This is a genomic window from Bacteroidota bacterium, assembly GCA_018698135.1.
Lineage (GTDB): Bacteria > Bacteroidota > Bacteroidia > CAILMK01 > JAAYUY01 > JABINZ01.
On sequence record JABINZ010000246.1, the window covers coordinates 15897 to 40803 of the forward strand.

19 protein-coding genes and 1 pseudogene are annotated in these 24907 nt (G+C 35.5%); 3 read left to right on the forward strand and 17 right to left on the reverse strand.

The annotated features are described in order from the left end of the window. Window positions 1–5 precede the first annotated feature (5 nt). The 3 genes and pseudogenes from coaBC to bamD all read right to left on the reverse strand — a co-directional run bounded on the left by coaBC (window position 6) and on the right by bamD (window position 2362). Window positions 6–1223 (reverse strand): annotated as a pseudogene (gene coaBC, locus HOG71_15190) (bifunctional phosphopantothenoylcysteine decarboxylase/phosphopantothenate--cysteine ligase CoaBC). Beyond that, window positions 1216–1563, reverse strand: a complete 348-nt coding sequence (locus HOG71_15195) for an RNA polymerase Rpb6 (GenBank protein ID MBT5992193.1) — start codon at window positions 1561–1563, stop codon at window positions 1216–1218. Before HOG71_15195 ends, coaBC begins: the two are co-directional and overlap by 8 nt. Next, window positions 1550–2362 (reverse strand): outer membrane protein assembly factor BamD, encoded by an 813-nt coding sequence (gene bamD / locus HOG71_15200; GenBank protein ID MBT5992194.1) that lies wholly within the window; start codon window positions 2360–2362, stop codon window positions 1550–1552. Before bamD ends, HOG71_15195 begins: the two co-directional genes overlap by 14 nt. Window positions 2363–2829: 467 nt before the next feature. Between bamD and HOG71_15205 the strand changes: the two genes are divergently transcribed. Continuing rightward, on the forward strand, window positions 2830–3429 hold the full coding sequence (locus tag HOG71_15205; protein ID MBT5992195.1) for a YigZ family protein: 600 nt from the start codon (window positions 2830–2832) through the stop codon (window positions 3427–3429). A 145-nt stretch (window positions 3430–3574) separates the two neighbouring features. Here HOG71_15205 and HOG71_15210 read toward each other — a convergent pair whose 3' ends face one another. From HOG71_15210 to HOG71_15235, 6 genes are all read right to left on the reverse strand, one after another. After that, window positions 3575–4678, reverse strand: coding sequence for a hypothetical protein (locus tag HOG71_15210; GenBank protein ID MBT5992196.1), 1104 nt, complete (start codon window positions 4676–4678; stop codon window positions 3575–3577). 247 nt (window positions 4679–4925) lie between these two features. Further along, window positions 4926–6719, reverse strand: coding sequence for a hypothetical protein (locus tag HOG71_15215; protein MBT5992197.1), 1794 nt, complete (start codon window positions 6717–6719; stop codon window positions 4926–4928). 104 nt (window positions 6720–6823) lie between these two features. Continuing rightward, entirely contained in the window at window positions 6824–9235 is a 2412-nt protein-coding gene (locus HOG71_15220; protein ID MBT5992198.1) for a hypothetical protein, read from the reverse strand. Window positions 9236–9307: 72 nt separating this feature from the next. Continuing rightward, entirely contained in the window at window positions 9308–11050 is a 1743-nt protein-coding gene (locus HOG71_15225; GenBank protein ID MBT5992199.1) for a hypothetical protein, read from the reverse strand. A gap of 62 nt (window positions 11051–11112) precedes the next feature. Then, window positions 11113–12690, reverse strand: a complete 1578-nt coding sequence (locus tag HOG71_15230; GenBank protein MBT5992200.1) for a hypothetical protein — start codon at window positions 12688–12690, stop codon at window positions 11113–11115. 100 nt (window positions 12691–12790) lie between these two features. Beyond that, on the reverse strand, window positions 12791–14971 hold the full coding sequence (locus HOG71_15235; GenBank protein ID MBT5992201.1) for a hypothetical protein: 2181 nt from the start codon (window positions 14969–14971) through the stop codon (window positions 12791–12793). A gap of 686 nt (window positions 14972–15657) precedes the next feature. On the opposite strand from HOG71_15235, the gene HOG71_15240 reads away from it, so the two are divergent. Continuing rightward, a complete protein-coding gene (locus HOG71_15240) occupies window positions 15658–18012 on the forward strand; it encodes a TonB-dependent receptor (protein MBT5992202.1) in 2355 nt (784 codons plus the stop codon). A gap of 11 nt (window positions 18013–18023) precedes the next feature. Continuing rightward, entirely contained in the window at window positions 18024–18923 is a 900-nt protein-coding gene (locus tag HOG71_15245; protein ID MBT5992203.1) for a DUF4249 domain-containing protein, read from the forward strand. On the opposite strand, the gene HOG71_15250 is transcribed toward HOG71_15245, so the two are convergent. From HOG71_15250 to HOG71_15285, 8 genes are all read right to left on the reverse strand, one after another. Beyond that, window positions 18913–19419, reverse strand: a complete 507-nt coding sequence (locus HOG71_15250; GenBank protein MBT5992204.1) for a hypothetical protein — start codon at window positions 19417–19419, stop codon at window positions 18913–18915. The genes HOG71_15245 and HOG71_15250 overlap by 11 nt on opposite strands. Window positions 19420–19868: 449 nt before the next feature. Beyond that, window positions 19869–20753, reverse strand: a complete 885-nt coding sequence (gene lgt, locus HOG71_15255; protein MBT5992205.1) for a prolipoprotein diacylglyceryl transferase — start codon at window positions 20751–20753, stop codon at window positions 19869–19871. A 43-nt stretch (window positions 20754–20796) separates the two neighbouring features. Further along, window positions 20797–21690, reverse strand: coding sequence for a hypothetical protein (locus HOG71_15260; GenBank protein ID MBT5992206.1), 894 nt, complete (start codon window positions 21688–21690; stop codon window positions 20797–20799). Beyond that, a complete protein-coding gene (locus HOG71_15265; GenBank protein MBT5992207.1) occupies window positions 21690–23099 on the reverse strand; it encodes an alpha/beta fold hydrolase in 1410 nt (469 codons plus the stop codon). The genes HOG71_15260 and HOG71_15265 overlap by 1 nt, the downstream gene beginning before the upstream one ends. A 303-nt stretch (window positions 23100–23402) precedes the next feature. Next, a complete protein-coding gene (locus HOG71_15270) occupies window positions 23403–23690 on the reverse strand; it encodes a type II toxin-antitoxin system RelE/ParE family toxin (GenBank protein ID MBT5992208.1) in 288 nt (95 codons plus the stop codon). Between the two features lie 5 nt (window positions 23691–23695). Next, a complete protein-coding gene (locus tag HOG71_15275) occupies window positions 23696–23935 on the reverse strand; it encodes a hypothetical protein (GenBank protein MBT5992209.1) in 240 nt (79 codons plus the stop codon). A gap of 221 nt (window positions 23936–24156) precedes the next feature. Then, window positions 24157–24360, reverse strand: a complete 204-nt coding sequence (locus tag HOG71_15280; GenBank protein MBT5992210.1) for a DUF1858 domain-containing protein — start codon at window positions 24358–24360, stop codon at window positions 24157–24159. Window positions 24361–24559: 199 nt separating this feature from the next. Beyond that, the coding region (locus HOG71_15285; GenBank protein MBT5992211.1) for a metallophosphoesterase family protein at window positions 24560–24907 on the reverse strand (348 nt) is incomplete at its 5' end.

Consider the following 24907-nt stretch of genomic DNA (forward strand, 5'->3'; position numbering starts at 1 on the left):
AGCCATTAAATTAGCTTTTGAAGAAAATTAACGATATCAATGGCAACTTCATTTTTGTCTTTTAAATCGAAGGCAGTTTGCTCACCCCCTTTGCCAATTATCGTAATTTTATTTGAATCAGAGCCAAATATGGCATCTATGTCATTTAAAGAGTTCAAAACAATGAAATCCAGATTTTTTGTTTTTAGTTTTTTGATTGCATTTTCAATTTCATGATCGGTTTCCAGACTAAATCCTGCTACAATTTGGTTCTTGTTTTTAGTATGCCCCAAACTAGCTAATATATCCTTCGTTTTCACCAGTGAAATAATCATTTCATCCTGATTAAGTTGTTTTTTAATTTTCAACTTACTGGGTGCTTTGGGTGTAAAATCTGCTACAGCTGCAGCTAATATGGCGATGTCACATTGAGGGAATGCCTTGATTGAGGCCTGATACATTTCTTCTGCCGTTTCCACATCAATCATGCTGATATGTGAATGCTTCAGCTTAAGTGTTGTCGGACCACTGATTAAAATAACCTCTGCTCCTCTTTCAGCTAATTCTAGCGCAAGAGCATAGCCCATTTTACCAGAAGATCGATTGGCAATATAGCGGACAGGGTCAATTGGTTCGTGTGTTGGACCAGCTGTTATAAGTATTTTCTTCCCTGTAAGCATAAGGAAGTGAAATTAAGAATATGATTTGATAACGTTGTGAAGGAAGTGAACAATATCTTCAGGTTCGGCCATGCGTCCTTCACCGCACAATCCGGAGGCTAGCTCGCCATCATCAGCAGGAATAATATGAATTCCCAAACTATCCAGTTTACCCAAATTTTCTTGAGAAGTTGGATGTTTGTACATATTTAAATCCATTGCGGGCGCAACAACGACTGGGCATTTTGCTGATAAATAAGTAGTTAATAGCATATTATCAGCCAAGCCATGTGCCATTTTTGCCATGGTATTAGCGGTTAGCGGTGCAATCAGCATATAATCAGCCCAATCAGCTAATTCTACATGAGAATTCCACACTCCACTATCTGAATCGAAAAGTGTGTGATTTACTGGATTTTTTGATAGAGTTGAGAGTGTTAAATGCGAAATAAAGTCTTTAACAGTTGGAGTAACAACAACTTTAACTTCGGCTTCTTGTTTTACTAATAAACGGATGATATAGGCAGCTTTGTAAGCTGCAATACCACCCGTTATTCCAAAAAGGATTTTCTTCCCTTTAATCATTTTTCTCTTTATCGATTACTTCCTCTTCTACATTTGTAGAACGAAAATAGACCTTATCATTGATGAGCTCTTCGATTGCTACAAGACTAGGTTTTGGAAGTTTTTCATAATGAGCAGATATTTCCATTTGCTCACGATTATCAAAAATTTCTTCAAGTGTATCATTTTTAGGAGCAAACTCAGCAAGTTTTTGTCCCAATTCTTCCTTTTCAATCAATGCAATTTGATTTGCACGTTTACCCAGAATTACTAAACTCTGATATAAATTACCAGTGATCTCGCGAATTCTATTCAAATCTCTTGGAACTGCAAAAACTTCGATATTATCACTTTTTTTCATGAATATATTTATTTAAACTATTTTGTGCATTATTAACGATATTCTTTGCTTGCGATGCATTACTACTACTTTCAAAACTCTCTTGGTTATTTCTGAAATAGGTAATTACCTCTTCAAAGCGTTCTTGTTTTTTTGATTCAACACTATTGTTGGCTAACTTATAATAAGAGTCTAACACCTTAAATTCCAAATCAGGCCTTTCTTCGGCAAATGGATATTTTTCTATTACATCCGTTAAGGTCCAAATTGCCGCTTTATAGTCTTGTAATTGATAATATAATTGGGCTGTATAAACAGCTTTGTCTTCCAGTTTCTGATTTAGCTCATCAATGTAGCCATTGCATTCTTCAATCCGTTCGCTTTGTGTGTATTTATTGATATACAACTGAATGGCTTCAATGGCAATGGAGGTTCCACTTTGATCTAAATAAATAGGTGGAGATTCCAGATAATTGCAATAAGCATAGTTAAACAGACTTTGTTCAGCATACTTACCATAAGGATAGGTGTCGTACAAGCCTTTAAAGCGATGTGCTGCCACAATATTGTTTCCCATAGCAAACTGACAGTAAGCGTACATATAATTGACTAATTCAGCCTCTGTGGAGGTTCTGTAAAAGGGAAGAATGTCTTCTAAAAGCAAAACTGCTTTTGAATACTCTTCCTGATTAAAAAGATCCTTTGCCATTTGATATTTCAAGGCAAAGTCTTCACTTTTCAGTGTCTTCTGATATTCAGTACATGAAAACAGCATAGACGACAAAAGCAGAACAAGGATATTTACTCGTATAAGTCTCATAATTTCAAACCGCAAAGATATGTTATTGAATTTAATATAATTAAGAATCTAACAACTTATTAACAATTCTGGAAGGTTTTATTCTTTTTCTGAGGTGATTTTAACTGTGCAAAAATTGAACCCAAAAATACTACTTGTAGTGAGGAAAACATATATTACCAGAGTTCGGGATACTAAATACTTACAGAAAGCAAAGAGAGGATAAGGATAGAAGCCTATTGTTCCTTTTCTGCAATTTATAAAAAAGTGCGAAAACGTCATAATTTCGCCCTAAGCTTGAGGAATTATGACATTTTCTGCTTTAACACCCTTTAGGGCTTGGGCAATTAAAGCAGAATATATTAATTCAACAATTGCTGAACAGATACAGCTAATTATCAAAGCAACCTTCCTATGCTCTATCATGAATGTTTTATGATTTTGATTTTCACTACAATGATTATGGCTGTGAATTGTATTTTTGTCCTATGTCCAGATACAAGACAATGGCCAAATTGAGCAGTGGAGAATTCAAGGATAGAGGAAGCAAATTCATTGGATATGCAAAAGCTTGTTATTCGGAAGAGGATGCCAAACTGCTTATTGCTGATTTGTGGAAAGATAATCACAAAGCTTGTCATGTTTGTTATGCCTATAAAATTGGACTTGACAATCCTATAATCCGCATTAATGATGATGGAGAACCTTCAAACACCGGTGGTCAACCCATTATGAACTACATTAATAAATATGAGTTGGATAATATTGTTATAGCAGTGGTTCGCTATTTTGGAGGAACTTTACTAGGCAAGGGAGGATTGATTAACGCCTATGGAAATGCAGCTGATTTTGCTATACAGAATGGAAAAATAAGCAATCGATCAGAAAAGATTATTTTGAACCTGAGCCTTCCTTTCGATAATTACGCTTTGGTTGTTGACTCTTTGAAGAAAATGAATGTAACGTTTTTAGGTGAGGATTTTGATACAAATTGCCATTTTGAAATTCAGATTGAGAAAGAACATTTGGAACAACTGGAAGAAAAACTTAGTGAATTTAAAATTGATTCCTTGAAGCTAAAATCCTGATCAGTTGGAGTTCATAATCCGACTTAAGCAAAGTTTGCTACATCAAAACAGAAGCTGAAGAGTCTAAAGGCATGCTAAAACTAAACAACATAAAGTCATTATATATCAACAATATACGCATTCAATCAATCTCGTATTCCTATGATTAAATACTTCCTCCATCCTTAAAAAAGAAATACTCTATTTTTTTCTTAAACACTATTTTTTCATCCCGATATACTTGAATTTCAGTGTATAAATTGTTGTCATCAAATATGTACTTATACTGAGTTGCCAGTTTTTTCTTCTCGCCTTTGTATGTATAATATTTGTAATCTGTTCTATTTCCATTTTCATCATAACTGTTCAAACGAATAGATTTTAACCGGCCCTTCTTGTAGCTATAATAAGAAATGTATAAGGGTTGATCAGGCTGATAGTTGGCTTTGTGCAATAAAACATCATTTTTATCATAGGACCTCGATTCAATTAAAATCGTGTCCTGATTGAAAATGCTTACGTATTTGGTCATTTTATTTTTATCATTAACGGCCTGAAATACACGCATTAAATAGCCATTACTATCCTGACTATTTACTATACAATATTTCGTGGTATCTTTATGTTTGGTGCTTCTTTCTCCCTCCTGGCTACATTCATAGGACCAGGTATATTTTAGTTTTCCTCGCGAATTAAATGATTGTGCTTTTTCCCGATTCCCTTCCAAATCATAATAATACAAAGCATAAACGCTTAATTTTCCTTTTTTGAAGGTTTTTGTTTTTATTATTTTAGTGGAATCATATTCCCAGTACAAAGCATATTCAGCTTGCTCTGCATCCTTTTTAAAAATACTATAGGAGGTAGTCAATCCCAGCGAATTGAATTCACAAATTAATCGTTGAAGCTCCTGCCCTTTTTTATCGACTGCTGTTTTTGATGTTATTTTTCCTTCTTCATTATAAACATACATCCAAACCTTAGTGATGTTTCCTTTATGATAAAAAGTTTCCATAATCAGCTTGCCTTCCTGATTATAAATCTCTTCTAAGGTTTGAAACTTCCTCTCTTTTCCATTGTTTTTTTCCTTGATTTCAAACTGACTAACTAGCTGAACGCCCATTTCTTTGGCTACATTCTGCTTGGTTGAAGGATAAGCTTGTATGCTAATAGCCCTATAACGATAATCATTTGATTCATTTCTAAACTGACTAAAAGAGCTGCTTGAAATTAATATTGATATGAGGATGAGTACTGTTATTTTTTTCATTGGACTTGCATTTGTTGGCATTTACTGAAACGAAATTTCGGGAATTTTATTTTCGTAAAATCATTAATTGAAAATTCAAGCAGTTTCAATCTATATGCTGGGAAAGAGAATTGAGGTTACAAACTGTTTAATAATGAACTCATAAAATGCATGATGAGTCACTTACTTGGCTGTTCAATGATTTTGCATGCAAATTACAAACTGCTATTTCAAATTTTAATCATATCTGCAAAAATGCAAAATTGCTTTACTTCACAAACACCTTTGTCGAAGAATTCACTTCATCACCAAGGATGGAAATAATATAGTAACCCTTAGCATAATTCAGTTCAAGCGTTTCGAAATGGCTATTTGTTATTAATTTACTTTGAAGTTCTTTCCCTAACAAATCTTGAACACGCAATGTTCCAGAAAAATCAGAGCGGGATTCTACAAATAATGTTTTCCCTTGTATGGTAATAATAGGTTCTTTTCCATCTTCTCCCGACAGATTTTCTTCAATATCAATAGTTTGAGGTTTAAACTTAATCACAAAGCGTTCATCTGTTACACCCTTATCCAATGTGAACTCATAAGTGTCTGTATTTCTCAAATCTGTGAGTTTAGCAACTGCTTTATCTTCCAAATAGATTTCAGTGGTGACATCAAAATTTTCAATCAATTCTACTTTGAACTGGTATTTACCACTAATTCCAACATCTAAGCCAACAGGAATAATTTCTTCTAAAGTAAGTGGTGGCAATGCCTGAATGACCAAGTTTCTGTCATAACCAGGAATCATGGAGTAAAATGATAAATCAGGATTTCCTTGTAGTTTATGTCCATCATACAGGTTATCGACCCCGTAAGTTGCTTCATTAAGGAAACCAATGAGTATTTCATTGAAATCGCCATTCGGATTGGTGACACTTATTTTCAAACGTTGCACATTTTCAATGGGAGGAATGAAAAACTGCGTATTGTTTTTCTCACGCATGGCATTGTTGAAGGTAATTGTATTGCTTGTTTTTGTTTTGCTTTGCACAAAAAAGGCTTGTCCTGTGCCTATATAGCCATTAGGCACTTTTCCTCCATTGAAAGTATAACCTGTTCCATTCCAGCTGGCATAATCGTTCGCATTGAAATTAGCTGATTCATCCCAGAAATACAGTGTTCCATAAATGCTGGGAGTTGTAGCGGGTGCATTTGCTGTCAGAAAATCATCAGCATTTAATGCGCTTGGATATGGATTACCTACCAGGTTCCATTCCTGATCTGTACTTGAAATCGAGGGTGTAATTGTACCATAACTCAAAGCACCCTCACTGTAAATAGTATTGCTATCCGTGTAAGCAACTGTGTATCCAGTAGTGGCAACTAAAGATGTTCCTGCAAATACTCTTATCCAACTTTGTGACGACACATCAAACCTATACACATTATAATTTCCTTTATTGGAATTGATCAGCTGGGCTCCTGTAGCATCACTAACCGAGGGTGAAAAATAATGTATTTCTCCTCCACTTTGTCCGGTAACATAACGCCCAACCTGTGCTCGTCCGCTTGATTGAGTAATTGTGCCATTGTCGAGAAAACTCCCTGTTCCTGTTGAGCTGGAGTTTATCCTTAGATAACCTATGTTGGTAAAATCTCCACCAAGTGTTACGCTTTGGTCATCATCAATAACAAGCTGAGCACCCGAATTGATTTTCAGTTTTTCAATGCTATAATCATCAGTAGCTGAACCACTCAAGTTTTGTTCTGCAGTTCCATTGATTTCAATGGTTCCATCCGTATTCTGATTAATCAGAACATCAGCTGAAGAGTTATTATTGATCCAATCACCCTCTAGCTTGATTGTACCATCCAAATCAATTTTGGCTTCCGAGCTGCTAGCATTGGCAGCTGTTAAATCTCCATTTTGCCCACCAGCAATATGTACAATGGCATCAGTGGTGATAATGATTTTTGCTCCATTTATTCGCAAGCCTGTTTGCCCTATTGAGACATAAGATAAAAAGACAAAAGACAAAAGGCAGAATGTTAGTTTTATGGTTCTCATAATCTTCTTTTTATACATCATTGTGGAAAGTGTTAACGAAGAATCAATCGCCATTTATGATGGGATCTCTTCTGCTGATAAATCGGGACCGCAATGACGGTTTATTATTTATTTTCCAATTCTTCAATTCTTGCTAATAATTCTTCAATAATTACTTGCTGCTCCTGAACTGCTTTCACCAAGGGCACCACAAACTCAGCGTAACTTAAACTGTAAAGTGTTTTGTCGTTAGTTGGTATTTTTACTCCACTGAAGTCATACCCTACTTCCCTAGCAGTTTGTTCCACTTCCTGAGCAAGAAAACCACTGAATTTAATCTCTTCAACAGCATATTTTTCAACATAGTCACTTGAGTCAACAATGCCCATTAATTCATCACTTTTATCCTTATCAAGGTTATATGTTACAGGGCGCAGCTTCATAATGAAATCCAATCCAGCTACATCTTCTTTAATGTTGTTTTTAATGCGTCCATCTGACATGGTTGACCAGCTAACCTGACCTCCTATCCATGATTGTGAGGTGTTTCCAATGCAAACATGATTGGTCGTGGCAGTAGCTGCATTATAGCCAAGCAGAATTGTATTGTTCAATGCTGAATATGCTGTTAAAGGACCTGCTCCATAGCCAATTGCCGTATTGTTATTTCCTGTGATATTGACTGTTAATGCATTCGAGCCACAAGAGGTGTTGTAGTCTCCTGTAGTAGTATTAAGCAGGGAGCTGTATCCCATTGCAGTGTTATAAAAACCACTTGTATTTTGCCTGCTTGCATTAACTCCTAAGGCTGAGTTATAATAACCAGTTGTATTAGAATATAAAGCTGCTCCACCACTTGCCGAGTTTGAATAACCAGTTGTATTTGAAAACATTGTTTGTGAACCAACAGCTGTATTGTAGGTGCTAGTTGTGTTAGAATACAAAGCATTGAAACCAACAGCTGTATTATTATTACCTGTTGTATTTAAGTAAAGTGCACCATGTCCGTTTGCGGCATTCTGAAATCCTGTTGTGTTTGTATATAAAGCCCAGCTTCCGATTGCTGAATTTATATAGCCTGTTGTGTTGTTTTCAAGAGAGAAATATCCGACACCTGTATTGTAATACCCACTTGTATTATCTTTTAAAGAGCTGTAACCGATTCCACTATTTCGATAACCGCTTGTATTGGCATTAAGGGCAGAATACCCAATAGCAACGTTCAAATTGTCACTTAAATCATCATTAGCACCAGCCGATTCTCCAATAAAAACCGAATACCCAGTACTTAGTACTTCTAATCTTGAACCAGTCATTTTCCACTTTTCTGTTCCTCCTAAATCAAAACGTATCATATCTTCATCGGCAGCTTCTTCTACTTGAATCTTGGTATCGTTATCAGCATCTATTATTTGATCCAAATTGATAGCTCCTATTGAATTATCAACATACGTTTTTACTGCATTCTCAGTAGGTAATGCAAAGTCACTAGTTCCTGTTAAGGTTACATCAGTTGAAAACTCATTAATGGAAGCACCAGTAGTTGACATTTGCAATGAACCATAAATTCTAACTAAACTCTGATCGAAATCTCCATATATAAGAGGATTGCTCGAACTTGAATTTTCTATATAGAGTTTATTGTTTCCGGTTTCGTTGTAGCCTGCCTGGTATCCTAAAAATATATTGCCTGATTTATTGTGTATTGAAGTGCCTAGGCCAGCCTTATATCCAATAATTGTATTATAGTTTCCTTCTTCGTTATTGCCATTTGCCTTTACACCTAAACTAACATTTCCAGTTCCACTTGTGTTAAAGTAAAGTGCAGAAAATCCAATTGCAGTATTCTCAGACCCATTTGTATTAGAATAAAGAGCTTCTAAACCATTTGCTGTATTGTAACATCCTATTGTATTGGCATACAGTGATTTAAATCCAATTCCAACATTGTAACTGGCATTAGTTGGACTGCTTGAATATGCGCTATTGTAGCCACTTTGGTATCCTATTAAAACATTATAACCGTCTTCGTTGCCTGTTATTGAGTTTCCAGCTCCCTCTCCAATATATACACTATAATCGCTATTAGGAAATTCTAATGCATTGGTTGTTAGTAACATCCTTTCAGTACCCCCAATATCAAAGCGAATTAAATCTTCATCATTGCTTTCTTCTACTTGTATTTTGGTGTCACCATCAGCATCAGACAAGCTAGTAATAAATGATATCCAAGCCGATCCGTTCCAATAGTAAAAACCATCAGGCGCATCTCCACCACTGTTGTAAATAATCAGACCAGTAGCTGGGCTACTTATGGGAGTTGCTGTACTGGCATCATCCAAATCAATTCGTGGTATTAGCAATCCTTTTGTTGTTGATTTTACATCTAAAATTGCCGAAGCATCTGGTGTGTAGGTTGCATCATCAGTCACCACCACATTTTGAGCAAATATTTTTGAAGTAATTAATAGTACCAATACAGTTGTCTTAATGAGTAAGCCAATGTACTTCAGATAAATTGTGTTTCTTGTTTTCATGCCTCTGTTTTAATTAACATGTATTTGGTCTTCGACTACGCTCAGACCAGCATTCGTTTTTTAAACGATGATTTATTTATTTTCTAATTCTTCAATTCGAGCCAATAACTCTTCTATTGTATTTTGTTGTTGTTGCATTTGTAGTTGTTGTTCTTGTACCGCTTTTACCAAAGGCACTACAAACTCGGCATAACGCAAACTGTAATGTGATGTTTCGTTTTTAGGCTTATCCACACCATGAAAATCATAATTTACACTTTGTGCAGCAAGTTCTACTTCCTGTGCAATAAATCCCGTTTGAACTTCAGCAGCTTTCAATTGTTCGCTTTCTGGAAGTCTTACTGAATCACCAGTACCATTAAATTCAGCAAGCGCATCCATGTCTAAATTGTAAGTAATTGGTCGGAGCTTCAAAATGAAATCAAGCCCAACAACATTTTCTTTTACATTAGTTTTAAAACGAGCATCTGAAAGGTTTGACCAACTAGAATACCCTCCAATAGTTGAAACAGAACTGTTGCCTAAGCGAATTGTATTACTTGCTCCAGGCTCTGCATCAGAACCTATTGCTGTAGAATTATGGTATGAAGACCCTGTACTAAAAGCACTATATCCAACAGCGGTATTATGGTATCCTGTAGAGTTAACATAACATGCGAAGTCTCCAATTGCTGTGTTATAATCACCGTCAGTAATATAATTTAAAGAGCTAAATCCAACTGCTGTATTATACACCCCTGATGTAATAGTTTTCATACTTTTACTCCCAATTGCTGTATTTCCAATACCACTATTATTTGAAGCAGTTGTACTTCCCATATGTGCTTCATATCCAATTGCGGTATTATTAGTTTCTATACCACTGGTTCTGTTATCAGCATATTTCATTGCATCATATCCAATTGCAGTGCTAGCATAATTTGCCTTATTAAAATATAGTGATTGATAACCTATTGCAACATTATATTTCCCAGTTGAGTTAAAATATAATGCAGAATTACCAACTGTTGTATTGTTTTCACCAGTAGTGTTTGAATACATCGCAAGAGCTCCAATAGCAGTGTTTTGTATTCCAGTATTCCCTGAAGCAGGAGATGGTCCTTCCAAAGCCCTATACCCGACAGCTGTATTAAATGAAGATTGTCCAGATGATCGATCATCTGCATTACTTATTGCATTATAACCACAGGCAGTATTACCATGATTACCCTTGTTATTAGAAAGTGAATTTCTTCCTATAGCAGTGTTGTAATGTCCTGTAGTAGTAGATGTCAATGTTAGGCAACCAACTGCAGTGTTATAATATCCTGTGGTGTTGTCAGTTAATGCTTCATTCCCAATAGCTGTATTATCATATCCTGTGGTGTTACTCGACAAAGAAGAACTACCAGTTGCTGTATTCTGGTTTCCCGAAGTATTTGAGCTCAATGAATTGTACCCTAGAGCTGTATTATAGCTTCCCGTAGTATTATCAAGCATTGCTTGATCCCCAACAGCAGTATTATATTGACCCGTATTATTGGCTGCGGTCGTACTTCCTTGTAGAGCTTCATAGCCAATCGCAGTATTATATGTTGATCTTCCTGTTGTTCTGTCATCAGCAAAATACATTGCTCCATACCCAATTGCTGTACTTCTACTGTTTCCTTCATTTGTTAAAAGAGTAGAACACCCATTCGCTACATTATATGATCCTGTTGTATTATGTAATAATGCATTGTTACCAATTGCTATATTTCTCGATCCTGAAGTATTGCTATACAGTGACTGTACTCCAAAACCATTATTCCGCTCTCCCGATGTATTAGAATACACTGCTTGATCTCCAACAGCTGTATTTTTCTGGCCTATATTATTAGAAGCTGTAGAACTTCCTTTTAAAGCCTCGTACCTATTGCAGTGTTATAACTCAACCTTCCGGATGCTCTGTCGTCCGCATAGTACATTGCAAAAAAGCCAATTGCAGTGCTTCTTGAATTTGCTATGTTTGAATTTAAAGCACTACCTCCAACAGCTATATTATATTCTCCAGTAGTATTATTTTCTAATGCAGAACCACCAATAGCAATATTTGTCCATCCTGTTGTATTAGAAAATAGTGCTTTATAGCCATAAGCAGTATTATAATTTCCACTCGTATTGCCAGCTAATGAGGATGTTCCTATCCCTGTATTTTTATTTCCGCCATTATCATTAGCTCCAGCATTAGTTCCAAAAAAAATACTAGATCCATCATTAATTCCATCAGATAAATCATCAATTGAGGCTGCACCCCCATCATCTTCCCAGCTCAATGCACCACTTCCATCCGTTTGCAATAATTGCCCACTGCTACCATCAGCTTCAGGTAAGGTATAGGTTACATCACCACTTTGTGCTTGGGTTTGAAATTTAGTATAATTGCTACCAGAGCCACTGGGTTCAAAAAATTTAAGGTTTGAAGCTTTGGTTCCATTGGCTAGTTCAAAGTCAGCATTAATTTTCAGTAAATCAGTATCAAACTCACCATAAATCAGCGGACTTGCTGAATTGGAGTTTTCAATGTAAAGTTTGTTGGAATTATCTTCACCAGCCCCTGCCTGATAACCAATAAATATCCCTCCCGTTTTATTATGAGTAGTAGTTCCTTTACCTGCTTCATAGCCAATAGCTACATTGTTTCCTCCAGTTTGATTGTTATAATTTGCACCCGATCCAATGCCTACATTGTTTGTACCAGTTGTGTTTTTATACAAGGCTTCAAAACCAATTGCTGTATTTAAATTTGATGTGTTGTTATACAATGCATCCTGCCCAATAGCCGTATTAACCTGTCCACTGGAGTTTAAATAGAGAGATTGATAGCCCAAAGCTGTGTTGCCAAGTCCATCAGTGTTTGATGAAAGTGAGTTACTTCCTACAGCTGTATTATAATAGCCGGTTGTATTTGATGAACCGGACCGATATCCATTAAAAACATTTAAATAACCAGATGTATTTGAAGCACCACTATAATAGCCAAAAAAGTTATTATCATGCCCTGATGTATTCGAATAGCCTGCGTAATATCCAAAGAAGGCATTTTTATTTGATGAATTGTCATCATTAACACCAGCATTAGTCCCAAGAAAAACACTGAGACCTCCGGTTTTGCCATCAGTTAAATCGTTAATTTCAACATTGCCTGCAAATAGCAAAACCCATTGTGCGCCTATATAGGCATAAAACCCAGGTGTGTTGTCTGTCTGAAAAATGAGCAAGCCTTCTGCAGCACTAGAAAAATTATCTCTTTCGGTTTTGGTAACTCTAGGTATTAACAGACCCTTGGTGGTTGATTTCACATCCAACATTGCTGAGGCATCTGGTGTGTAGGTATTATCATCGGTTACAACTACGTTTTGAGCCGTTGAGACAAAAGATGAAAAGATGAAAGATACAAAGAGTAATGACCAGCCTATTTGTTTTGTTATTTTCATGATATTCCTTTTTTTGCGTTATTGCGATGAGTGTTAGCGAAGACCAATCTTTAATTATTATGGGATCGCTTCGTTCCTCGCGATGACGATTCATATTATATTAGTTTTCTAATTGTTCGATTCGGTTTTGTAATTGTCGAATTAATTCTTGTTGATCTTGCAAGGCTTTAAGCATGGGAGTTACTAGTTGTGAGTATGAAACAGTTTCTACACTTCCATCCTCATTGTAACTAACAAAATCAGAATTTACCTGCTCAACCTCTTCGGCTATTAAGCCATATTGAATAGTATTGTTTTTGTCGTTCTTGTAGGTGTAATTAACAGGTCTGAGTTTATAAATCCAACTAATATCAGCTAAGTTATTTATGTTTTTCTTGTACCGTAAAGAAGATGATATGTAGCCAATTTTACCAAGATTATCAACATAAACGTCTCTACGTGTTAAACCCACTGTTCCGGCATATGCTCCCTGACAATGCAAACTTGTTATTGCTGTATTGCCAATCCTGACCTGATTACTTGCAGAAGCCAAGGAATTGTAACCAATAGCAGTTGAGTTGGTTTGAGAAGATGAGCTGACATCGGAAAAACTTCCGATCATTGTATTCTGGTTTCCAGAAGTTAATGTGTTTCCTGACTCATAACCCAATGCACAATTGTAATCCCCTGTGGTAACAAGTTCAAGAGACTCGAAACCGACCGCACTATTTCGAAAGCCAGAAGTATTATCTTTTAATGCATGATAACCTAGTGATGAATTGCTATAGCCTGATGTGTTTTTGTATAGCGCCTGATCTCCAACTGCAGTATTGTATTGTCCGGTATTGTTTGAGGCGGTACTACTGCCAAGTAATGCTTCACACCCAATGGCAGTATTGTAGGTTGCCTGACCTGTTGTTCTGTCATCTGCATTAAACATTGCTTTATAACCTACAGCAGTACTTCTGTTGTTTTCTGTGTTTGAAAAAAGAGTTTTAAATCCTATGGCAGTATTATTATTACCTTCAGTATTGTTTTCTAAGGATGAGCAACCAATGGCTATATTCTCAGACCCAGTTGTATTTGAATGAAGAGTTAAGTCTCCGATACATGTATTATACTGCCCACTATTATTAGATGCTGTTGTGCTTCCTAGTAAAGCTTCATAGCCAATTGCTGTATTGTAAGTTTCTCTTGCCAAAACTCTATCATCTGCATATCGCATAGCTTGATGTCCTATGGCAGTAGATCGGTTATTTGCTTTATTTGAATGAAGCGAATAGATCCCGTAGGCAATATTGTTGTTTCCTGTAGTATTTGAATATAATGACTGATAACCACTTGCCACGTTAAACCCACCTGTTGTATTTGAATATAGGCCACCTGAACCCATTCCACTATTTCCAAGACCAGAAGTAATTGAGTACAATGACTGATCACCGATTGCTGTATTATACTGACCCGTATTATCAGCCGCAGTAGTACTCCCTCTCAAAGATTCGTAACCTATTGCTGTGTTAAAGGTAGACTGGGCAGAAGAAGTTCTGTTATCTGCATAAAACATGGCATGATATCCTATTGCAGTACTTCTGTTGTTTACTTTGTTATTATATAAAGAGCCAACTCCGTTTGATGTGTTGTAATCTCCTGTTGTATTGTGATTCAATGCATCTTTTGCGATGGCAGTATTGTAATCTCCCGATGTATTGTATTCCATCGCTAAATGTCCAACTGCCGTATTATATGACGCAGTATTAGTATAAAGAGCTCGTAATCCAAGTGCCGTATTTTGAGTACCAGATGAATTAGAATACAATGACTGAAATCCAATTGCTGTATTGGCAGTACCATCGGTATTAGTTGTCATGCATTCATAACCTATTCCAACATTGTAATTGTTTGTACTATCATCATTAACACCTGCATTTGTCCCAAGAAAAACACTGTTCCCCCCAGTAGTACCATCGGTCAGGTCATTGATTTTTATATCCCCAGCAAACAGCAATTGCCAAGTGCTGCCATTGTAGTAATAAAATCCTGCTGTACCATCTGTTTGATAAACCATAAGACCGTTGGCAGGGCTGCTTATATTGCCTCGTTGTGTGGCTGTGAGGCGAGGGATTAGCAAACCCTTTGTAGTAGCCTTTACATCCAGCATTGCCGATGCATCTGGAGTGTAGTTTCCATCATCAGTTACAACCACATTTTGAGCAAATATTTTTGAGGTGAAAAGTAGTACCAATACGGTTGTCATTATAAGAAGGGCGAAGTACTTCAGATAGATTAAGGTTCTTGTTTTCATGATCCAGTTATTAAATCTATTTTCACTCTTTCTATTTGCATAAAAGAGTTCAAAATCAATATAATTGAGCACTTTATAAAAGTGTTTTTACTATATCAACAAATCAATACTTTTCTTGTAGGTGTATTAGAAATAATGGATCACAGTTCCCTGAATTTCGTTTTTCGTAAAGAAAAACGAAAGCATTGCCACAGTACTTATATGTACTTCGTTTTCATCAATCATGTGTTTTTTCGGGAGAAAGTATTATCAACACGAATATATATAATCAATGTAACATATCATGTATTAATTAATATTAATGTAATATTAATGTGCTCATTATGTGCAATGTAAGAGATTTTTTCTGTGTTGAATTTTGAAATATATTTATAGCTTTCAGTGTTCATGATAGTTTCATGATGTTTACTTAAATAATTAAGATTGTGTGTTTGCTTATTGAAATTACAATAACACATTCATTCTATTTCACATTTTTTTCTACTCACTATCTTAACCATTTCAAGTTCTGCTTCACAAACAAGAATCGATTTATCAATCTACAAGCAACCATTGCAATCATCAAATCATCTACCCTCAAATAATCTGATCAAGAGAATCAAATAAAAAGTCTTTTTCATGATATTTGCTGCAAATGCAATTATTATTTAGACGATCCGTTTACATGCTTTAGAACAAAAAGTCCTATGAGAAAATATATTATTCTATTGTTCCTTGCCATGTGCACTATTTATTCATCTGCACAAAAAAAACACACCATAAGTGGTTATTTAACTGATTCGGAAAGTGGAGAGAAATTAATAGGTGCCAATGTGTATGATCAGCACAGATTAACCGGAACCACCACCAACACCTATGGTTTTTATAGCCTAACCCTGCCTGCCGACACTTACAATATTGTTTTCTCCTATTTAGGATATGGAACAAAAATCAGCAAACTGAAACTCAACAAAGATTTGGTATTAAATGGCAAACTACTGCCCGGGCTAAATTTGGAGGAAGTTGAAATAACAGCTGATCAAACAGAGCGGATTGAAGAAATGACCCAAATGAGTACGATTAAAGTACCCGTTGCTCAAATAAAATCGATACCGGCCATGTTTGGAGAAGTAGATGTATTAAAAGCATTGCAGTTATTACCAGGAGTTCAAAGTGGTATGGAAGGTGGCAGTGGTTTGTATGTTCGCGGTGGAGGTCCCGATCAAAACCTGATTTTATTGGATGGAACACCCGTTTACAATGCTTCTCACCTTTTCGGTTTCTTTTCTGTATTCAATGCAGATGCAATCAAAAATGTAGAATTAATAAAGGGTGGCTTTCCGGCACGATATGGAGGGCGTTTGTCTTCAGTAATTGATATTACGCTGAAAGAGGGAAATATGAAAAAGATTAAGGGCGAAGGTTCCATTGGACTAATTGCTTCAAAGTTCACCTTGGAAGGCCCTATTTGGAAAGACCGCACTTCTTTTATTATTGCTGCACGCAGAACGTATTTGGATATTTTGATCCAACCCTTAATAAAAAATGTTTTAGGCGAAAGTAACGATGTTAATGCTGGCTATTTCTTTTATGACCTAAATGCTAAGATAAACCACAAATTAACTGATAAAGACCATTTATACCTTTCGCTCTATACCGGAGATGATAAATTTTATTTAAAGCAAAAACCATATTCCTATTTATACGATGGGGTTTTATTTACCGAATCATCTGATGCAGGTTTGGGCTGGGGTAATTTAACTTCTGCTTTGCGCTGGAATCATCAGTTTAATAATAAGCTGTTCTCCAATCTCTCTTTAACTTATAGTCAATATGATTTTGATATACATAGCAATGAAAGTCAGGTTTTTGACACCGTGAATCAGTCTTATTCCATGCAATACCTTTCCGGTATAAATGATATTGCCGGGAAACTTGATTTTGATTATTTACCCGGGCCTAATCATTTTGTTAAGTTTGGAGCCAATGCTATATATCATACTTTCAAGCCGGGCGCTACGGCTTATACAATTTCTACTCCTGCCAGCACCATTGATAGCACTTTGGGAGCAGGCGTTTTAAATGCATGGGAATTTGCTGCTTATATCGAAGACGATTATCGAATTACCGAACATATTAAAGCCAATATTGGCGTTCATGCATCGGCCTTTATGGTAAACGATGAGTTTTATTATCGGGTGCAGCCTCGTGTTTCTGCTCGTTATTTGTTCGACAAAAATTGGTCAATCAAAGCTTCTTATGCCAGTATGCAACAATATGTGCATTTACTTACTAATTCAACAATCGGTTTACCAACGGATCTTTGGGTGCCCAGTACGGATAAAATTCTTCCTCAAAATTCCGATCAAATTGCTTTGGGATTTGCTACCTCAATTAAGAAAAAATACCAGCTTTCTGTAGAAGGATACTACAAGCAAATGCATAACCTGATTGAATATGTTGATGGAGCTACTTTCCTTAATTCTGAAACAGATTGGCAAGACAAAGTAGAAGCTGGTGAAGGCTGGTCCTATGGTGGAGAAGTGTTTTTTGAAAAGAAAGTGGGTAAAACAAAAGGTTGGGTTGGTTACACCTTATCATGGACGTATCGTAAATTTCCCAATATTAATTTTGGTGAAATATTTCCCTATAAATATGACCGCAGACACGATATTTCAGTAGTTGTTAGTCATGAATTAGGTGAGCATCTTGATGTATCAGCTACTTGGGTTTATGGAACAGGAAACGCAGTCACACTGCCCGTGGTGAGGGCAATGGGCAGCATTGATCCCTTTGGTTGGGGCTATAATAATGAAATCGAATATTTCAACAAAAAGAATGATTACCGCATGGCTGCATACCACCGATTGGATCTGTCGATAAACTGGCATTTAGACAGCAAATGGGGCGAAACAACTATCAATGGTAGTATTTACAATTTCTACAACCGAAGAAATCCATTCTATTATTACTTTAGCTTCGATAACAGAGGCAATCGGGTGTTGAAAAGAGTTAGCCTGTTTCCAATGATTCCTTCACTAAGTATCAACTTCAAGTTTTAATGATGAAGATTATGAAAGTAAAGCAAATTGCCATTTATATGGCCATAGTAGTTGCAGTTGTGTCGTTTAGCCGATGTGAAAAAACGGAAGACATAGTTGATTTCCCTGTCATTCCTCCTGCTTTGGTGTTGAATTGTTATTTTTCTCCAGATTCAATATGGTCATTTAAGCTTAGCAAAAGCTTGTCTGTTATTGATAATGCTGAATTATCCTTTGTTTCAGATGCTAAAATAAAGCTATTTGAAGAAGGAAATTTATTAACGACCATTAACAATGCCGATTTTGATGGAATTTATCGGTATCATGGACACTCCCCTATTATTGGTAAAGAATATCAAGTTGAAGTTCAACATCCCAAGTTTAAAACAATCACATCCAGCGACTTACTGGTTAATACAGGCAATGGTTCAGTATCAGCTTATCGCATTATCGATTCAATGACCTATTACGATCCCGGACAAGGTAAAAATTACGGCAACATTGATGGCAACATCACCCTTAGAATTGAAGATCAGGCTAATACGGATAATTATTATCGAGTTCAAATGTATTATATCGATTCATTTTTTGGTGTTAAGTACAAGTTTATGATATGGGATATCACTTCAGATAATCCGGCTGTGGATGAAAATTACTACAATGGTTTATTAATTTCTGATTTCTTTTTTGATGGAAAATCTTATGAAATCAGTTTCGATTTCAATGATTGGGATTATTCAACGAATAAAGAATATATTATCAGCATAGAATCAATGTCGAGGGCACGCTATTTATATGAACAATCCTATTATCTGTATTTAGACCGTCAGGGAAATCCGTTTGCAGAGCCTGTAATGGTTTACAACAATATAGTAAACGGATATGGTATTTTTGCAGGTTTTGTGACGACTGAAACAAAGATTACATTTTAGCAATCTCTATAGCAATGAAATTATCGTCTCCAGTTGAGGCATCTATAGTTAATTCATATTCTCCTTTTTCGTAATATGTAACTGAAGCATAGCCAAAATAGCCGTAATCTGCTGCTCCATCAATATAAGTCCATCCTTGTTTCATACACTCTTCTACTTGTCCCCAAAGAGTATTCACATCATCTTCAGTACCACTAAATGAGAAGTAGATAGTCCACTTACTGGATGAACTCATCTCATGTTTTTTATAATTTCCAGCAGTAAAACCTGTCAGAATATACACAGCTTTATAATCGTAAATAGTAAAATTGAAATCATCAATTCTCTTCTCTACTCCTTCTGTTGTGTACATTCCGTAAAATGAATTGTCAAATCCAGCAATTACTTTGTCAATAGATTCACATAATGGATTTGAAGCTGTTTCAGTTCCTGAACTTTGTGCAAATGAGTAAGATATAACTGAAATTAAGCACATAATAAGAGCAAACTTTTTCATAATTGTGTTTTTACATGTTTTTGAATTCAGTATTGTATACCCAAAATTACATAAAAGTAAATGGATAAAATCTATGAATTGAAAACTCAGTAAATGAACAAATGTTCACTTTTCAGGACTTTGAGGAGGAAATTAAACCACTATGGATCTAAATCCATAAGTTTTAATGATGAATAAAACTCATTTAATAAGCACCAAAAAATAAATAACAAATATCAAACAATATTCAATGTTCAAAATATCAAATTCAAAACCATACGTATTATTACCTAAATATTAATAGATAAAAACTAGACCTTCTGCTTTGTCTTTTGATTTTTGTTATTTATTTGAAATTTGGATATTGTAATTTGTATTTTAAATTGGATTTTTTAGAAACTAATTAGCTGCAATAAAATTGCAGGGTTTTAACCTTTAATAGATAATAAATAAAACGATGTAGGATTTCTTTAGCTGCTTATCTCTTCAGGTTTATCATCTACAATAGGAGTTAATTCTTCTTGTTTATCCTTGACAAAAATCAATATGGCTATTCCTATTAAGATGAAAGGAATACTAAGCCATTGACCCATATTCAGTACCATATCGCTCTCAAAACCCACCTGATCCTCTTTCACATATTCAATTAGAAAACGGGCTACAAACAATACAATCAGGAATATTCCGAATATTTGACCACTCCTTGCCTTTCCATCTTTTTTATAATAAAACCATAACAGGAAGAAGAAAAGTGCCAAATAGGATAAGGCTTCATACAGTTGGGCTGGATGATGTGGTCCAAAAACACCATAGGGTTCTAATTTTTCAAATATAAAGCCCCAGGCTAAGCTGGTTGGTTTGCCAATTATTTCAGAATTCACCAAATTACCCATTCGAATCCAGAAACCGGCCATAGCCACCATGATAACCACTCTGTCCATGATCCAGAAAAAACTTGTTTCTTTATGCTTTCGGGCAAATAATACAATAGCAATGATAATAGCAATGGCTGCTCCATGACTGGCAAGTCCGCCTTCCCAAATTTTTAAAATATCTATTGGATGTGATAAAAACCCTCTTTCAATTATTTCACCATTAAGTCCAAATGTATCAAAGTGAGGTCCATAAAACAAACAGTGGCCTAAACGTGCACCAACTATGGTTGCAACAAGCATATACATGGTTAACTTATCCAGAAGCTGAATATCTTTTCCTTCCTTTTTAAAGATTCGATTCAGTAAGATATACGATATGTAGAAAGCCAATACGAAAAAAAGTCCGTACCATCGGATAGGAATACTTGTGTTTGGGAATATTTCAGGTTCTACACTCCAGTGGATAAAATTCAGAATCATGCTTGGGTATTTATTAATTGCAACAAAAATAAGAAAAGCATACTTATCTCTTCAGGTATTTTAAAAGTGAAGGTAAATTATTAATTCGAATGCTACGAATGACTTCTTCATGAGCACCAAAGCCTTTATTAAATTCGTATACCCCTGCTAAAGATGAACCTGCAAAATCAAAAATATGATCTTTTCCTGCATAGCGTTCGAAGCAATTCTTTATCAGTAAAAACATGGCTTTGCTTTCCTTGCCTTCAGCGCACGTAGCTGAAGTTATTAATATTGATCGGTTTTGATATTCAATCAACATGATTGCTGATACCATTTCTTTTGCATCATTAAAAGCGCCATAAAAGCTTACAGCATTCTTTTGCTGGAGAACACCCATTAAGTCAGGAAGTTGATTAATGTCTTCCTCATAGTCACCCTGATTGTTGAATTTGAACTTAATGAATTCAGCAGCATCAATTTCTTGACTAACAATACCAGCTTTTTGTGCTCTGCGGATATTTTTTCGATGAGTAGGATGTATTGTATTTTCGATTTCGGATAGTTCAGCATTCAGATGGACATACTGATTGATGCCTTTTGCATAAACATAATCGGCATTTTCAGTATGATTTGTAGGATTGATTCGTATTTCGATCAACTTAAATTGATCTTTTAATAAACCAGCAGAGGGACTGAAATCAATTTGATCAGTGAGCGTTGAAAACAATCCTCCAAATTGTGTGTAAGGTGGTTGATATACATACTTAACGCCCCATTTCTTTCGCCAGCATATTGGAATAACTTCTGTATAATCGGCCTTTATGAGCCCCATCCATTCAGGAGATACCGCATCCAGATACCACGAAATTGCATAAACGGAAGGTCTTGAAGAACGCTCAACACAAGCATCCCATTTTACTTTATCAATGTTGTTATGCGAAAATAGTTTAAACATTATTTAATTAGTTTCACTATCCACTGTGTCATATAATCAAGAACTTCTGGAGAAAATGTTTCCTCAATTTGTCCATACTCTCCTGGCAAGCCTGTTGTGCTATGCTGAAACAAATGATTTAGTTCGGGGAATTCTTTTGTTGTTATCATATTATTCCCTCCATCTTGTAAGGCTTTTTCTATTCCCTCTAAATTCTGCTTGGCTGGAACTTGCAGGTCAAGACTTCCATTCAAGGCTAAAACAAGACATTTTACTTGCTGTAATACAGGTACCGGATCGTAAGCAATAAAATACCTAAACCATGGAGAAGTAATCATGTTCAGGTTTTGATCCATCATTTCCTGTGTCCACCCCCTGCTTTGTTTTTCCGATTCAGAATATCCTTTTGATTGCTTCTTAATATATTTTTTGATCTTTTTAATGGCTTTATCGTTGTCGCTCTCTTTTAATAAGGTCTTATAAACTACTGAATTGGTCTCCAGAATATCATTTATCAAACTTTCTCTTGCTCCGCTTTTGGCATAAATTAATTCGGTTTGGTCTAATAAAATCTGCTTGCCTGTAGTACCGGGGCCAGCCAAAAGAATCAGAAAGGCAATATCATCTCTGTTAATGGCTGTCAGAGGTGCAATCATTCCTCCTTCGCTATGTCCGCAAAGACCAACTTTATCTTTAATGATATTTTTTTGCTGCAACAAAAAATCGACTGCAGCAGATACATCTGTTGCAAAATCTTCTGAAGTGGCATTTGTCTGACTTCCTTCTGATTCAGCTACTCCCCTGTCATCAAAACGTAAAACGGCAATGCCATTTCGGGTTAAATAATCTGCGATTACTTTAAAGGGTTTATGAAAAAACAGCTCCTCATCCCGATTCTGGCCTCCAGAGCCAGTAATTAATATAACGGCCGGAACAGGTTGACGAAGCTTGGGTAATGTTAAGGTTCCGGCTAAAGTAATTCCTGCTTCTTTATTCTCAAATTTCACTTCTTTTTCAATATAAGGATAAGGTGCTTTGGGCTCTTGTGGACGATTTGGTTTAGGAACATCCCCTTTTTTCAATACTAAGGGCCATGATTGTCCTGCTTGATTCCATTTTCCTTCAATCGTTGAGTCGCCTACTAAAATATCTCCTTCATATCCTCCATTTATATTGGGCATATTGAGTTTAATCTGTCCTTTATTATAGATTACTTCTTCGACTGCGATTCCATTTGCTCCCTGATCAGGAGAATCCATTGTGGCTTGTAATTTTCCATCTTCTTCACTAATATGAAAAACGATTGTGAGTTGTGCTGATCCCAAATCCAGTTTTCCAATCCAGCTTCCTATTATGGCAGTATTGTTTTGTGCATATATGAAATAAGAAGGAATTAGAAACAAAAGTAAAAAGCCAATATATTTTTTCATGATTATTTATTTTACGTATATCCTTTATTACACCATAAACATACTTACTGCATTACCTTTCTTATATAAAGGCCACAGTCTCGTATAAATTTCACTTGCCTTGTGAAAACAATTCTATAGGTACTAGCATTATTTTTAGTAATTAGTTTCCAACCCATCCGAAATTGAGAGGTGTATTCGTAAGAAAAAGTTATGGATATATGTGTGTAAACGTAATTCATCTGTGTATGGTAGTATAAATATAGCTAAATAACCTCAAATTATAATACATAGACGTATCTACAATTTAAGACTCGCTTATGGCTATTTCTTTTTAAGTACTTCTGGTGATTGTTTAGTATTTACTATATCTACAATATATATACTTTCTTTAGCTTCCCTGTATAAAACTTTATAATCTCGTATTATAATCCTTCTGTATTTTGGATTGATATTATCTAACTGATATTGTTTGGCAAAACGAATAGTTTTTGGACTTTCCAGTAATTCTGTTGTGACGTTTTTTGCTCCTTGTAATGATTTGTCTTTGTAATAATCGTAAATACTTTTTAAAGCATTTTTGGCTTGCTTAGTCCAGATAGTTTTCCACATACGTTCTACCAGTTTTCTACTTCTTTTTCCACTTCTTCCTGTGTCTGGTATTCTCCAGATTGAATCTGGGCTTCTGCTATTTTTAGTCGCTTATTATATTGTTTCTTTGTTAAAGGTTCGCCTTCTACTGTATGGCCTACAATCATTTCGCTGTCCAATATTTTATCGATTTTTTCTAATAGCGAATGTTTTGTAACTCCCATTATTTTTTGGAGTACGTCTAGCTTAAATGCTTGTATGTCCATAGTCTTGTATTTATAGCTTGTTGTACTATACAAAGTTATTGATTTTTCCCATCTTTCATATTTATTATCCTTTCGGATGATACAATTTCCGAAGGATTCAAATGATACTGCTTTTTACTTAAAACAAATTATTTGATCTACTTGTTGCTTGCTGCCAATCAAAATGCATCTGGATTCTATATATCGTTTAAAAAAGCTGATAAAGGTACATTTGTGCATATTCAATTTATTCCCAACTTATTTAAATCACTTACAAAAATATCGATTTCTTCATCAGAAAAGCCTTTCTCTTTTGCAGCACTCTCTACACTACCCCAAATAGGTTCTCCACATCGTATACAACGAATTCCTTTGTCCCCTAAATATTTAATAGACTGTGGGTATTCGTTGACCAGCTCTTCGATAGTTATTTCTTTTGTAATCATTTTTCACTCATTTCATATTGGTTGTCAATAAAACCGTTTATAATTTTTCAGTTTATCATTTTCAGAGTTTATCAATTTCACCTACATAAGCTATGCTCCGGCAGACAATGCAATTTAATCCACTTTCGCTAAAGCTTCAGTGGATAAAACAATTTAACAATTTCTCAGTTTATCAATTTTTCAGTTTATCAATTTTAAACTAAATAACCCCTCGCAGTCCCAATTCAATTACTTTCACATCAAGTATTTTCTTTTTATCCAGTTCCATAATCACCATTGTTCTAATTTTATGAAGTCCATATTTTCCTGCTGAACCCGGATTAATGTGAAGTAAATTGAGTTTTTTATCAGGAACTATTTTTAGGATATGCGAGTGACCACTGATGAATATATCAGGTGGATTAAATTTGACTTCATTCCTTATAGACTGATCATAACGTCCCGGATATCCACCAATGTGAGTCATGAGTACAACAAAATCTTCTATTACAAACCTTCGTTTCAAGGGTATTGAAGCTCGGATTTCATGTCCATCTATATTCCCATA

What these genes read in the sequence shown, in the direction of transcription:
- HOG71_15195 (MBT5992193.1), bottom strand. Translation starts at nt 1,563, where the DNA reads ATGAAAAAAAGTGATAATATCGAAGTTTTTGCAGTTCCAAGAGATTTG.
- bamD (MBT5992194.1), bottom strand. Translation starts at nt 2,362, where the DNA reads ATGAGACTTATACGAGTAAATATCCTTGTTCTGCTTTTGTCGTCTATG.
- HOG71_15205 (MBT5992195.1), top strand. Translation starts at nt 2,830, where the DNA reads ATGTCCAGATACAAGACAATGGCCAAATTGAGCAGTGGAGAATTCAAG.
- HOG71_15210 (MBT5992196.1), bottom strand. Translation starts at nt 4,678, where the DNA reads ATGAAAAAAATAACAGTACTCATCCTCATATCAATATTAATTTCAAGC.
- HOG71_15215 (MBT5992197.1), bottom strand. Translation starts at nt 6,719, where the DNA reads ATGAGAACCATAAAACTAACATTCTGCCTTTTGTCTTTTGTCTTTTTA.
- HOG71_15220 (MBT5992198.1), bottom strand. Translation starts at nt 9,235, where the DNA reads ATGAAAACAAGAAACACAATTTATCTGAAGTACATTGGCTTACTCATT.
- HOG71_15230 (MBT5992200.1), bottom strand. Translation starts at nt 12,690, where the DNA reads ATGAAAATAACAAAACAAATAGGCTGGTCATTACTCTTTGTATCTTTC.
- HOG71_15235 (MBT5992201.1), bottom strand. Translation starts at nt 14,971, where the DNA reads ATGAAAACAAGAACCTTAATCTATCTGAAGTACTTCGCCCTTCTTATA.
- HOG71_15240 (MBT5992202.1), top strand. Translation starts at nt 15,658, where the DNA reads ATGAGAAAATATATTATTCTATTGTTCCTTGCCATGTGCACTATTTAT.
- HOG71_15245 (MBT5992203.1), top strand. Translation starts at nt 18,024, where the DNA reads ATGAAAGTAAAGCAAATTGCCATTTATATGGCCATAGTAGTTGCAGTT.
- HOG71_15250 (MBT5992204.1), bottom strand. Translation starts at nt 19,419, where the DNA reads ATGAAAAAGTTTGCTCTTATTATGTGCTTAATTTCAGTTATATCTTAC.
- lgt (MBT5992205.1), bottom strand. Translation starts at nt 20,753, where the DNA reads ATGATTCTGAATTTTATCCACTGGAGTGTAGAACCTGAAATATTCCCA.
- HOG71_15260 (MBT5992206.1), bottom strand. Translation starts at nt 21,690, where the DNA reads ATGTTTAAACTATTTTCGCATAACAACATTGATAAAGTAAAATGGGAT.
- HOG71_15265 (MBT5992207.1), bottom strand. Translation starts at nt 23,099, where the DNA reads ATGAAAAAATATATTGGCTTTTTACTTTTGTTTCTAATTCCTTCTTAT.
- HOG71_15270 (MBT5992208.1), bottom strand. Translation starts at nt 23,690, where the DNA reads ATGTGGAAAACTATCTGGACTAAGCAAGCCAAAAATGCTTTAAAAAGT.
- HOG71_15275 (MBT5992209.1), bottom strand. Translation starts at nt 23,935, where the DNA reads ATGGACATACAAGCATTTAAGCTAGACGTACTCCAAAAAATAATGGGA.
- HOG71_15280 (MBT5992210.1), bottom strand. Translation starts at nt 24,360, where the DNA reads ATGATTACAAAAGAAATAACTATCGAAGAGCTGGTCAACGAATACCCA.